This is a genomic window from Microbacterium sp. Leaf159, from assembly GCF_001423615.1.
GTDB lineage: Bacteria > Actinomycetota > Actinomycetes > Actinomycetales > Microbacteriaceae > Microbacterium.
In genome coordinates this window covers 50989-62765 of sequence record NZ_LMOU01000001.1, presented here as the reverse complement: position 1 = coordinate 62765, position 11777 = coordinate 50989, and the positions used below count along the sequence as shown (strand labels likewise).

Genomic DNA, 11777 nt, shown 5'->3' with positions numbered 1-11777 from the left:
TCCGGGCCTTCGAAGAAGAGGAGGTGGGGGTCACTGACCGTCTTGGCGGCGATCCCAGCGGTCGTTCATGCGATCCATGAAGGATGCCGAGCTCTTCTGCTTGGGCGCCCGCTCACGGGGAACGGCGGAGAGAGGCCTGCGAACCGGGGTGACGGCGAGCATCACGCCGCCGAGCATCGCGGCGAATCCGATGACGCCGACCACGACACCCCACACGTCGCCGAGCACGACACCGACGATCAACCCGCCGACACCTGCGAGGAGCAGCAGGGCTCCGTACACGAGATTGCGGTAGCTGAGTGCGCGGTCACCTGACGGCGCACTCACGACGTCGGCGTCGTTGTGGAGGAGATGGCGTTCCATCTCGTCGAGCAGACGCTGCTCCTGTTCGGAGAGTGGCATTTCGTCCCCCTCGGGTATCGTCCATCCATTCTACGCGCGGTATGTCGGTCGGGGCTAGCCGTAAGGCCCCCGTTTGGCTTTACGTATGCTGGGAGTCGTGCCGTCCCCCACACTCGTCTCCGACGCCGTCGCCGCTCGCCTGCGGCTCTTCCTCGACCGGATGAGGGAGGAGTCGATCGACTACGGGCCCGACGCCACGGGCCTCCTCGACTCGGCGTCCGACACCCTCGTCGGGGGCAAGCGCCTGCGCGCACGCTTCTGCCATGCCGGGTGGCAGGCCGTCGCCCGATTCACGGATCGCGGCGCCGAGGAATCGACCGCCCTCTGGGACGTCTGCGCGGCTCTGGAGATCTTCCAGTCGGCCGCCCTCGTGCACGACGACCTCATCGACAACTCCGATACGCGCCGCGGTCGCCCCGCAGCGCACCGAGCCCTCGAATCGACGCATCGTGAGGCCGGGTGGGTCGGCGATGCGGCGGCGTTCGGTCGCTCGTCCGCGATCCTCCTCGGCGACCTGCTCGTGGCCTGGAGCGACGACCTGCTCGAGGATGCGATCGATCCGCTGCCCCACGCCGCGGCCGTACGCCGCGAATACGGTCGCATGCGTCGAGACGTGACGGTCGGTCAGTTCCTCGACATCGCCGAGGAGTCCGCATGGAGCGTGCACGCGACCGACTCGCATGTCGAGCGTGCTCTGCGCGTCGTCTCGCTGAAGTCGGCGCGCTACAGCATCGAGCAGCCCCTGGTCCTCGGCGCGGCGATCGCCGGCGGTGCCGACGATCAGCTCGACGCCCTGCGCCGGTTCGGCCACCCTGTGGGCATGGCGTTCCAGCTGCGCGACGACGTCCTCGGGGTCTACGGGGATGCCGCCGTGACCGGAAAGCCGGCGGGCGACGACCTGCGCGAGGGCAAGCGCACGGTTCTGGTCGCGCTCACCAGGGAGACGCTCGACACGTCGGCGCGCAATCTGTTCGACGAGATGCTCGGCGACCCTGACCTCACAACCGAGCAGGTCGCGTTCCTCCAGGCGACCATCTCGGGTTCCGGTGCGCTCGATCGCGTCGAGCGCATGATCGACGTCTATGCGAAGGATGCCGACCGTGCGCTCTCGGGCGCGCGTCTCGACAACGCGGCCGTGGGCGACCTGCGCGATCTCGCGCGTGCGGCGACCGTCCGGTCAGCCTGAACGGGGCTCCGAGCAGGCTCGCCGGTTCAGGCGAGGGTGCGGGCGACGCGGCGGACCGCGCTCTTGTGGCCGGCGAGGAGTGCGGCCATCGGCGAACGACCCAGCTCCTCCTCGGGGGCGAGCAGCCAGTCGATGACCTCGTCATCGCTGAACCCGGCATCCTGCAGCACGATGATCGTTCCGCGTAGCGAGGACAGCGGCTGGCCGTCGACGATGAACACCGAGGGGACCGCGAAGACGCCGGAGCGACGCGACCCGACGAGGTAGTGGTCGTCGATGAGTCGACGAACACGGCCGAGCGCCTCGTCGAGGACCTCGACGAGATCGGGCATCGTCAACCACTCGGTGGCGGTGACGCCGGAAGCGGTCACGCTGTTCTCGGACGCGGTCTCGGACTGCGAGGTTTCAGACGGCTTGCTTTCAGACGGAACAGACACGTTGCAACTATCTCATCTCTTCGCGGTCGCCGCATTTCTGCCGGTCCATCGATTCACTTTCGTCCCATTCGTCACAGTGGCATCTCCCGTCACTTCTGTTGACTTCCGTTTACATACGTGTCAGCGTGGGCAGACGCCGAACAAGGGAGACCACCTTGAGAACGCATGCTGTCGCGCGCCGAACGCGCTATCTCCAGCTCGGAGTGCCCGCCGCGGTGCTGGGCACACTGTCTGGCGCGATCGCGGTCGTGCCCGCGTCCGCAGACGCCGTCACGCCGCCCATCGAGCGACTCCAGTCGAGCGCCACTCAGGTCAAGACGGCAGAGGCGCCCCCCGCCGCCTACACCGTGCAGCCCGGCGACACGATCTCGTCGATCGCGAATCGCTTCGGCCTTCGCACGGTCGATGTGCTCACGTGGAATGCGCTCACCTGGCGATCCGTCATCTACCCGGGGCAGACGCTGTCCCTCGCCGGGGCGTCCGCGCCCGTGACACCCGCCGCTCCCCCGGCTCAAGCCCCCGCGACGGCGACCCACGTGGTCGCCGCGGGCGACACGGTGTTCGGCATCGCGCAGCGGTACGGCACGAGCGTCGACGCCGTGCTGGCAGCGAACGGCCTCACCCGAGCATCCGTCATCTACCCCGGCCAGCAGCTCGCGCTCTCGGGAACCTCGACCCCCGCACCGGTGACCGTCGCCCCCGCGGCCCCCGCCCCGGTGGCGACCGGTGGGCAGACGCATGCCGTCGTCGCGGGCGACACGCTCTTCGGGATCGCTCAGCGATACGGCACGTCGGTGGCGCAGCTCTACGCGATGAACGGACTGAGCTCGGGCTCGATCATCTACCCAGGGCAGAGCATCGTCGTCGCCGCTGCCGCCGCGGTCACCGCACCGGCACCGGCGCCCGCCGCTGCGACCGCGCCACCCGGCCAACTGTTCGCGAATCTCGATGCGGAGCAGGCCGCGAACGCCCACCTGATCATCAGCGTCGGGCGGAATCTCGGAGTCTCCGATCGCGGGATCGCCATCGCCCTCGCGACCGCCATGGTCGAATCCAGCCTGCGGAACCTCTCATGGGGAGACCGCGACTCACTGGGACTGTTCCAGCAGCGACCGAGCATGGGCTGGGGAACACCGGAGCAGGCGATCGACGCCGACCGGAGCACCCGTGTGTTCTTCGGCGGCGCATCCGACCCCAACGGGCAGGGCTCCCGGGGGCTTCTCGACATCACCGGCTGGGAGGGCATGCGATTCACGGATGCGGCGCAGGCGGTGCAGATCTCGGCCTATCCCGAGCGCTACGGCCAGTGGGAGACCCAGGCCCACCAGTGGCTCGGCCTTCACGGGTGACCCTCTTCCGGGCAAACCCGCAGGGTCCAGGGGCGAGCCGCTCCCCAAGCTTTCAGGCAGTTCTCCATAGAATCTTGACGTGACGACCAATCAGCAGGCCGACCCCCTCATCGGGCGGCTTGTCGACGGTCGGTATCGGGTACGCGCCCGGATCGCACGCGGCGGCATGGCCACCGTGTACGTGGCGACGGATCTGCGGCTCGAGCGACGCATCGCCCTGAAGGTCATGCACGCGCACCTGAGCGACGACTCTGCCTTCCAGAGCCGCTTCATCCAGGAGGCACGTGCGGCTGCTCGATTGGCCGACCCGCACGTCGTGAACGTGTTCGACCAGGGCCAGGACGGCGAGCTCGCCTACCTGGTGATGGAGTACCTCCCCGGCATCACGTTGCGCGAGCTCCTGCGCGAGCAGAAGCGGCTCACGATCCCCCAGACCATCACGATCATGGATGCGGTGCTCGCCGGTCTCTCCGCCGCTCACCGTGCCGGAATCGTCCACCGCGACGTCAAGCCGGAGAACGTGCTGCTCGCCGAGGACGGACGCATCAAGATCGGCGACTTCGGGCTCGCGCGCGCGACGACTGCGAACACCGCCACCGGGCAGCAGCTTCTCGGGACGATCGCCTATCTCGCCCCCGAACTCGTGACCCGAGGCACCGCAGACGCCCGCAGCGACATCTACGCACTCGGCATCATGCTCTACGAGATGCTCGTCGGCGAGCAGCCCTATAAGGGCGAGCAGCCCATGCAGATCGCCTTCCAGCACGCGACCGAATCCGTGCCGCGCCCGAGTGTGCGCAACCCCGGGGTTCCCGAGCCGCTCGACGAGCTCGTGCTGTGGGCGACCGAGAAGTCCCCGGACGAGCGTCCGGACGATGCCGGGCAGATGCTCGAGCGTCTGCGCGAGATCGAGCGAGGCCTCGGCATCGCCCCCGCCGTCGCGGCTGCGACCACCTCGCAGCGATCCCAGGCCGATTCGGCCGACCTGACGAAGGTCATGCCGAGCACGATGGTGATCGCCGACCCGACGACCCCGGTGCCGGAGGCCGTCGACAACGCCACCCTCCTGCGTCGCCGATCATCGAGGCGTCGCGCACGCGGAGCGTTCCTGCTGACCCTCGTGCTGCTCCTCGCGACCGTCGCCGGCGGCGTCGGCTGGTGGTTCGGCTCAGGGCCCGGCTCCCTCGTCGCCGTGCCGGGGGTCGCAGGCCTCTCGTACGAGGCCGCAGCCGACGCCCTGACCGCAGAGGGATTCGTTCCCGTCCGCGGCGAGGAGAACTCGATCGATGTCGCCAGGGATCAGGCGATCCGCACCGATCCCGACGAAGGCGAGCGGCTCGACAAGGGCGCCGAGGTCACGGTGTACGTCTCCACCGGACCCGCCTCGCACACGGCGGACGCCCTCAACGGCAAGACCGAGCAGGAGGCCCGCGACTATCTGTCGGGCATCAAGGTCAACACGACCGAGACGTCACTGGTGCTGTTCTCCGATGCCGACGCCGGGCGCGTGATCAACGCCTTCGTCACCCCGCGCGACGGCGGCGAGGTCTATGCCTGCGCCGAGGGCTGCGAACTTCTCGAGGACGACACGGTCGAGCTCTACGTCTCGGCCGGCGCTTTCCCCGACGTGTCCGGCATGTCGGTGGATCAGGCGACGAACACACTCACCGAGAAGCAGCTCCTGGTCGCGGGCGAAGTCCAGTCCGTCTTCAGCGAGTCGGTCGCGAAGGACCTCGTGGTCGGGGTCGCCGATCGCGCCGAAGAAGGCAACTGGCGCCCCGGCGACACTGTGCAGCTCATCGTCTCGAAGGGGCCGGAGCTGTTCCCGGTTCCGGACGTCTCGGGCAAGACCCTCGTCGAGGCCAAGGGCATCCTCGAGAACGCCGGCTTCACCTCGAGCTACGCCGCCTGGGGCGATCTGCCCGGATTCGCCGACCTGGCGCGCGTGACCGCCCAGGATCCCGGAGCCGACAAGCAGCTCCCCCGCGGCGGCAACGTCAAGCTCTCGATCCAGCTCAGCGGCTGATCTCCGGGTCACGCGTGCGACTGCGTAGTCGCACGCGACTCCGCAACGACGAACCGCCCTCCCCGATCTCGGGAAGGGCGGTTCGTGTTCTCAGGGGCGCGGGTCAGCGCTTCTCGAGCTCCTCAGCCACGAGGAAGGCCAGCTCGAGCGACTGCATGTGGTTCAGACGCGGGTCGCAGAGGCTCTCGTAGCGAGTCGCGAGCGCGGCCTCGTCGATGTGCTCGGATCCGCCGAGGCACTCCGTGACGTCGTCACCGGTGAGCTCGACGTGGATGCCGCCGGGGAACGTGCCCGCGGCGCGGTGCGCCTCGAAGAAGCCGCGTACCTCGTCGACGACGTCGTCGAAGCGACGCGTCTTGTAACCCGTGGGCGTCGTGATGCCGTTACCGTGCATCGGGTCGGTGACCCACAGCGGCTGCGCGCCCGAGTCGCGGACGGCCTCGAGCAGCGGCGGCAGAGCGTCGCGGATCTTGCCCGCGCCCATGCGCGTGATGAACGTCAGTCGTCCGGGCTCGCGGTTCGGGTCGAGCTTGTCGATCAGAGCCAGAGCCGTTTCGGGCGTCGTGGTCGGGCCGAGCTTGACGCCGATGGGGTTGCGGATCTTCGAGAAGTAGTCGATGTGCGCGCCGTCGAGCTCGCGCGTGCGCTCACCGATCCACAGGAAGTGCGCCGAGGTGTTGAACGGCGTGTCCGTGCGGGAGTCGATGCGCGTCATCGGACGCTCGTAGTCCATCAGCAGACCCTCGTGGCCCGTGAAGAACTCCACGCGGGTGAGCTCGTCGAAGTCGGCGCCGGCAGCCTCCATGAACTTGATGGCGCGATCGATCTCGGCGGCCATGCGCTCGTAGCGCTGGTTGGCCGGGTTCTGGGCGAAGCCCTTGTTCCAGGAGTGCACCTCGCGGAGGTCGGCGAAGCCACCCTGCGTGAAGGCGCGGATGAGGTTCAGCGTCGAGGCGGCGGTGTGGTACCCCTGGAGCAGACGGCCCGGGTCGGCACGACGCGAGCCCTCGGTGAAGTCGTAGCCGTTCACGATGTCGCCGCGGTACGCGGGCAACGTGACGTCGCCGCGGGTCTCGGTGTCGCTGGAACGGGGCTTGGCGAACTGACCGGCCATGCGGCCCATCTTCACGACGGGCATCGATGCGCCATACGTCAGCACGACCGCCATCTGCAGGACGGTCTTGATCCGGTTGCGGATCTGATCGGCGGTGGCGCCGGCGAACGTCTCTGCGCAGTCGCCACCCTGGAGCAGGAAGGCCCGCCCGGATGCTGCGCGTGCGAGACGGTCGCGGAGGTTGTCGACCTCGCCGGCGAACACCAGGGGCGGAAGCGCTGCGATCTGCGTCGAGACCTCGGAGACGCGCTCGGCGTCGGGCCACTGAGGCTGCTGCTTGATCGGGAGCGAGCGCCACGCGTCAAGCGCGTCGATGTGGTGCTGGAGCATGAAGTCCAGCCTAGTGCGCGCGGCGGAGCCGAGATGCCTCAGGAGCGCCGTGTGACGCGCACCGGGAGACGGTCCTTGACGGTCGACGCGTAGACGTCGTCGTACTGCTGCTCCCCCAGCCGCTGAAGGGCGACCATGATCTCGTCCGTGACCGAGCGCAGGATGTATCGGTCGTTCTCCATTCCCGCGTAGCGAGAGAAGTCCAGAGGCTCTCCGATGACAATCCCGACGCGAACCACGCGTGGCAGTCGCTGACCGATCGGCATCGCCGTGTCCGTGTCGACCATGATCACGGGGACGACGGGGACCTTCGCCTCCATGGCCATCCGGGCGATGCCGGTGCGGCCGCGGTAGAGACGTCCGTCGGGGCTGCGGGTGCCCTCGGGGTAGATGCCCAGGAGGTCTCCCCGCCCCAGCACCTGCAGTCCGGTGTTCAGAGACGCCTCGGAGGCTTTGCCGCCCGAGCGGTCGATCGGGATCTGGCCGGTGGCCTTCATGAAGAACTTCGTGGCCCACCCCTTGATGCCGCGCCCTGTGAAGTAGTCGCTCTTGGCGAGGAACGACATGGGGCGATCGATCATGAGCGGCAGGAAGATCGAGTCCGCGAAAGAGAGGTGGTTGCTGGCGAGGATCGCCGCGCCGTTCGCCGGGATGTTCGCACGCCCGACCACCCACGGTCGGAAGACGGCCTTGACGACGGGTCCGATCGCGACGTACTTCATCAGCCAGTAGAACATCGAGGTGAAGTCTAGCGCCGTGATGACGATCCGCCAGCGCTCGGTTCCGGTCGACCGAGAAAGGCGACTCAGTGTCATCAGATGTGCGACCCGGTGTCATGCCCTAGACTCGTGTGCAACCCAGTGCCCGACCGGTACCGAAGGAGCTGCCGTGGTCCAGTTTGAAGTCCCCGCCGTCGTCCCCGCCGATCCCGATGCGAACATCGCCGACCTGCTGGCCAAGCGCGTCGAGGCGACTCCGGATCGCCCTCTGTTCGCCGTCCCCGACGGAGAGGGCTGGCGCGACATCTCCGCCGCCGACTTCCAGACCGCGGTCATCGCTCTCGCGAAGGGCTTCGTCGCCGCCGGCATCCAGCCCGGCGAGAAGGTGGGCTTCCTCGCCCGCACCACCTACGAGTGGACTCTCGTCGATTTCGCGCTCTTCTACGCCGGCGCGGTGATGGTGCCGATCTACGAGACCAGCTCGCCGTCGCAGATCCAGTGGATCCTCGAGGATTCGGGCGCGATCGCCGTCATGGTCGAGTCCCCCGAGCACTTCGCCCGACTCGACGAGGTCCGTGGCGACCTCCCGCTGCTCCGCGAGGTGTGGCAGCTTCACCTCGGCGCCATCGACGCGCTCACGGCGCAGGGGGCGTCCGTGCCGGACGCCGAGATCGAGCGCCTCCGCAACATCGCCGTCGGCTCCGACATCGCCACCCTCATCTACACGTCCGGGTCCACCGGTCGCCCCAAGGGCTGCGTGCTCACGCACAGCAACTTCGTCGAGCTCTCCCGCAACTCCGCCAAGGCGCTGGATGCCGTCGTCCAGACGCCCGGTTCCTCGACGCTGCTCTTCATCACGACCGCGCACGTCTTCGCGCGCTTCATCTCGATCCTGAACATCCACGCGGGCGTCCGCACCGGGCATCAGCCCGACACGCGTCAGCTGCTGCCGGCGCTCGGCTCCTTCAAGCCGACCTTCCTCCTCGCCGTGCCGCGCGTGTTCGAGAAGGTCTACAACTCGGCGGAGCAGAAGGCCGAGGCCGGCGGCAAGGGCAAGATCTTCCGCGCGGCGGCCGACGTCGCGATCCAGCACTCCAAGCTGGTCGAAGAGGGAAAGAGCGTCCCGTTCGGAACCCGGCTCAAGTTCGCGCTGTTCAACAAGCTGGTCTACAGCAAGCTGCGTGAGGCGATGGGCGGCAGGATCGTCTACGCCGTCTCGGGCTCAGCTCCGCTCGGCGCGCGACTCGGTCACTTCTTCCACAGCCTCGGCGTCGTGATCCTCGAGGGCTACGGCCTCACCGAGACCACGGCCCCTGCGACCGTGAATCTCGCCGACAAGTCGAAGATCGGCACCGTCGGCCCCGCTCTCCCCGGCGTCGGGGTGCGGCTCGCCGACGACGGCGAGATCGAGGTGCGCGGCATCAACGTGTTCAAGGAGTACTGGAACAATCCCGAGGCCACTGCGGAGGCCTTCAGCGAAGGCGGCTGGTTCCACACCGGCGACATCGGCAGCTTCGACTCCGAGGGCTTCCTCACGATCACCGGTCGCAAGAAGGAGATCATCGTCACGGCAGGCGGCAAGAACGTCGCACCGGCCGCTCTCGAGGACCCGATCCGCGCGAACCCGATCATCGGCCAGGTCGTCGTCGTCGGCGACCAGCGACCGTTCATCTCGGCGCTCGTCACACTCGACTCCGAGATGCTGCCCACGTGGCTCGCGAACGCCGGACTCGACAAGGACATGTCGCTCACGGTCGCCGCGAAGAACGACGCGGTGCGCGCCGAGATCCAGAAGGCGGTGGATGCCGCCAACGCCCGCGTCTCCCGCGCCGAGTCGATCCGCAAGTTCACGATCCTCGACAGCGAATGGACCGAGGCATCCGGACACCTGACGCCCAAGCTCTCGATCAAGCGGAATGTGATCATGAACGACTTCGCCGACGAGATCGCCGCCATCTACGACGAGCCCGTCTCGACGACGAACGTCGCCATCGGCGGCTGAGACGACCCGCACATATGAGAAGGGCCCCGCTCCGGCGGGGCCCTTCTCCTATGTGTCGAACGCTCAGAACCAGTCGCTCTCGCGCACCTCGCGCATCGCGCGCTTGCGCGTCTCGGCATCCAGTCGCGTGAGATAGAGCTTGCCGTCGAGGTGATCCGTCTCGTGCTGCAGTGCCTGAGCCAGGAGGCCATCGCCTTCGAGCACGACAGGTGAGCCGTCGAGGTCGATTCCCTCGACCCGGGCCCAGGGGTGACGCATCGCGTCGTGCCAGAGCCCGGGAACGGACAGGCATCCCTCCCCCGTCGGCACCGGCTCGCCGCGCACCTCGGTCAGGACCGGATTGAGCACGTAGCCGATATCACCGTCGATGTTGTAGCTGAAGGCCCGAACGGCGACTCCGATCTGGGGAGCCGCGACGCCTGCGCGCCCCGGAACCTCCACGGTGTCGATCAGATCGGTCACCAGGGCGCGCACGCCGTCGTCGATGACGTCGATCGGGCTGCACACGGTACGAAGCACGGGGTCTCCGAAGACCCGGATCTCGCGAACCGCCATCAGGCGCCCTTCGACCGGATGCCCTCGACGAGCAGTGCGGCGAGCTCGCGCGCGGCCACCCTCGTCTCGGGCTGAAGGTTCGCGAACACGATGGTTCCGCCGCCGGCGATCTGAGCGTCATACGGCATCCGCACCACGTTCTTCGCGCGCGTACGGAAGTGCGCCTCGAGTTCGTTGAGGCGCACGAGCGGCGCCCCGGGCGTCGACTGGTTCAGCACCACGACCGCATCGCGCGCCTGCTCGGCGTAACCGTTGCTCTCGAGCCAGGTGAGGGTCTCGGATGCGAGGCGAGCCTCGTCGACGCTGAGCCCCGACACGATCACGAGCTGATCGGCGAGGTCGAGCGTGGCCGACATCACCGAATGGACGATGCCTGTCCCCGTGTCCGTCAGGACCAGCGAGTAGTAATGGGCCGCGACGCCGGCTACATCTCGGTAGTCGCTGTCGCTGAACGCCTCCGCGATGCGGGGGTCGGAATCGGAGGCGAGCACGTCGAGTCGGGTCGCATCGCGAGCGACGATCGCGGAGATGTCGTGGTAGCCCCGCACCTCGTCGTGGATGCGCACGAGGTCACGCACCGTCTTGTTGTGGTGAGGGCGCACGACGCGCTCGGCGAGCGTGCCGCGATCGGGATTCGCGTCGACGGCGATGACTCGGTCGTCACGCGCATCCGCGAGTGCCATGCCGAGCAGCGCGGTGATCGTCGTCTTTCCGACGCCGCCCTTGCGCGACAGCACGGGGACGAATCGAGCGCCCCCGATGATCGGGGCGGCGATCCTCGCGCTCAGCGCCTTGCGCTCACGCGCGCGCTTGCCGTCGCCGATGTTGATCCGACGGCCGGAGATCGTGTAGAGGAAGTGGCTCCAGGCGCCTTCCGGCTCCGGCTTGGTGAGTCGGTGCGGATCGAGCAGCCGATCCGCCGTGAGCAGGTCGGCGCTCTCGCGGGACGAGTCCCCGAGGTCGTCCAGGCGCTTCGACGCGAGCTGAACCTCGGCGCGGCCGGCGCGGGTGGCCTGTGCGGGGGCCGGCACGTTCTTGGATGGTTCCACTGGCTGGCTCTCCTTCTTGGCGAGTGATGCCGCGGCCGCCGAGCGGCGCGAGCCGCGTCCGGCGTCGAGGTCGGCGCGCGCCCTCGCGATGAATGCCGCAGCAGCCGCGGCCTCCTGGGCTACCACGTCGGTGCCCGTGGGGTCGGCCGTGGCGGAGGCAGACGCGCCTGGCGTCGACGCAGGGGAATCGCGCTCGATCGCGCGCTCACGAGTGATCCGGGGCTCGGGCTCGGGCTCGGGCTCGGGCTCGGGCTCGGGCTCGGGCTCGGAGGCATTCTCCGGCTCCGAGGCAGTCACTGCTTCGACCTCAGAGTCTGTCTCAGAGACGGGCTCGGTCTCCGGCTCCCGCTCTTCCTCGAAGGCGGGCGCGATCTCGGAATCGCCGGCGGGGTCGACTTCGGCTTCGGCTACATCCGCGGCCGACTCAGCCTCGGCTACGGGCTCCGGCTCGGGCTCGGGCTCGGGCTCGGGCTCGGGCTCGATGTCATTCTCTACTTCGATGTTCGGCACAGCCACCGTGTCGACTTCGGGCTCGGCCGAGCGGTCGGGCAGAGAAGCAGAAGCTGGCTCGTCCTCGTCCTCGTCGTCGTCGTCGTCGTCGTCAGCGT

General features: G+C 68.4%; 10 protein-coding genes. 4 read left to right on the top strand and 6 right to left on the bottom strand.

Annotated elements, in window-relative coordinates; genetic code table 11:
- Positions 1 to 30: 30 nt before the first annotated feature.
- Positions 31 to 402: a DUF3040 domain-containing protein gene (locus ASF80_RS00295; protein ID WP_056306969.1), complete on the bottom strand. Its 372-nt coding sequence runs from the start codon at positions 400 to 402 to the stop codon at positions 31 to 33.
- Between the two features lie 85 nt (positions 403 to 487).
- Between ASF80_RS00295 and ASF80_RS00290 the strand changes: the two genes are divergently transcribed.
- Positions 488 to 1588 (top strand): polyprenyl synthetase family protein, encoded by a 1101-nt coding sequence (locus ASF80_RS00290; RefSeq protein ID WP_056306967.1) that lies wholly within the window; start codon positions 488 to 490, stop codon positions 1586 to 1588.
- Positions 1589 to 1614: 26 nt separating this feature from the next.
- Here ASF80_RS00290 and ASF80_RS00285 read toward each other — a convergent pair whose 3' ends face one another.
- Entirely contained in the window at positions 1615 to 1959 is a 345-nt protein-coding gene (locus tag ASF80_RS00285) for an Rv2175c family DNA-binding protein (protein WP_414845667.1), read from the bottom strand.
- A gap of 221 nt (positions 1960 to 2180) precedes the next feature.
- Here ASF80_RS00285 and ASF80_RS00280 point away from each other — a divergent pair, with 221 nt between their 5' ends.
- Both ASF80_RS00280 and pknB read left to right on the top strand, forming a co-directional pair.
- Positions 2181 to 3374, top strand: coding sequence for a LysM peptidoglycan-binding domain-containing protein (locus ASF80_RS00280; RefSeq protein WP_235559837.1), 1194 nt, complete (start codon positions 2181 to 2183; stop codon positions 3372 to 3374).
- Between the two features lie 79 nt (positions 3375 to 3453).
- Complete coding sequence (pknB, locus tag ASF80_RS00275; RefSeq protein WP_056306965.1) at positions 3454 to 5400, top strand: Stk1 family PASTA domain-containing Ser/Thr kinase; 1947 nt, start codon at positions 3454 to 3456, stop codon at positions 5398 to 5400.
- Between the two features lie 103 nt (positions 5401 to 5503).
- Here the strand turns inward: pknB and ASF80_RS00270 are convergent, their stop codons facing one another.
- Both ASF80_RS00270 and ASF80_RS00265 read right to left on the bottom strand, forming a co-directional pair.
- Entirely contained in the window at positions 5504 to 6844 is a 1341-nt protein-coding gene (locus ASF80_RS00270) for a class II 3-deoxy-7-phosphoheptulonate synthase (protein WP_056306963.1), read from the bottom strand.
- Between the two features lie 38 nt (positions 6845 to 6882).
- Positions 6883 to 7581, bottom strand: coding sequence for a lysophospholipid acyltransferase family protein (locus ASF80_RS00265; RefSeq protein ID WP_056311564.1), 699 nt, complete (start codon positions 7579 to 7581; stop codon positions 6883 to 6885).
- Positions 7582 to 7732: 151 nt separating this feature from the next.
- On the opposite strand from ASF80_RS00265, the gene ASF80_RS00260 reads away from it, so the two are divergent.
- Positions 7733 to 9565 carry an AMP-dependent synthetase/ligase gene (locus tag ASF80_RS00260; protein WP_056306961.1) on the top strand — a complete coding sequence of 611 codons (1833 nt, stop codon included), beginning with the start codon at positions 7733 to 7735 and terminating at the stop codon, positions 9563 to 9565.
- A gap of 63 nt (positions 9566 to 9628) precedes the next feature.
- Here ASF80_RS00260 and def read toward each other — a convergent pair whose 3' ends face one another.
- Together def and ASF80_RS00250 are read right to left on the bottom strand one after the other, a co-directional pair.
- Entirely contained in the window at positions 9629 to 10120 is a 492-nt protein-coding gene (def, locus tag ASF80_RS00255) for a peptide deformylase (protein ID WP_056306959.1), read from the bottom strand.
- Positions 10120 to 11679, bottom strand: a complete 1560-nt coding sequence (locus ASF80_RS00250) for a MinD/ParA family protein (protein WP_235559976.1) — start codon at positions 11677 to 11679, stop codon at positions 10120 to 10122. The genes def and ASF80_RS00250 overlap by 1 nt, the downstream gene beginning before the upstream one ends.
- Between the last annotated feature and the right edge of the window lie 98 nt (positions 11680 to 11777).

Excerpts from the sequence above, each read along its gene's own strand:
- ASF80_RS00295 (WP_056306969.1), bottom strand. The coding sequence starts at position 402 with ATGCCACTCTCCGAACAGGAGCAGCGTCTGCTCGACGAGATGGAACGC.
- ASF80_RS00290 (WP_056306967.1), top strand. The coding sequence starts at position 488 with ATGCTGGGAGTCGTGCCGTCCCCCACACTCGTCTCCGACGCCGTCGCC.
- ASF80_RS00270 (WP_056306963.1), bottom strand. The coding sequence starts at position 6,844 with ATGCTCCAGCACCACATCGACGCGCTTGACGCGTGGCGCTCGCTCCCG.
- ASF80_RS00265 (WP_056311564.1), bottom strand. The coding sequence starts at position 7,581 with ATGTTCTACTGGCTGATGAAGTACGTCGCGATCGGACCCGTCGTCAAG.
- def (WP_056306959.1), bottom strand. The coding sequence starts at position 10,120 with ATGGCGGTTCGCGAGATCCGGGTCTTCGGAGACCCCGTGCTTCGTACC.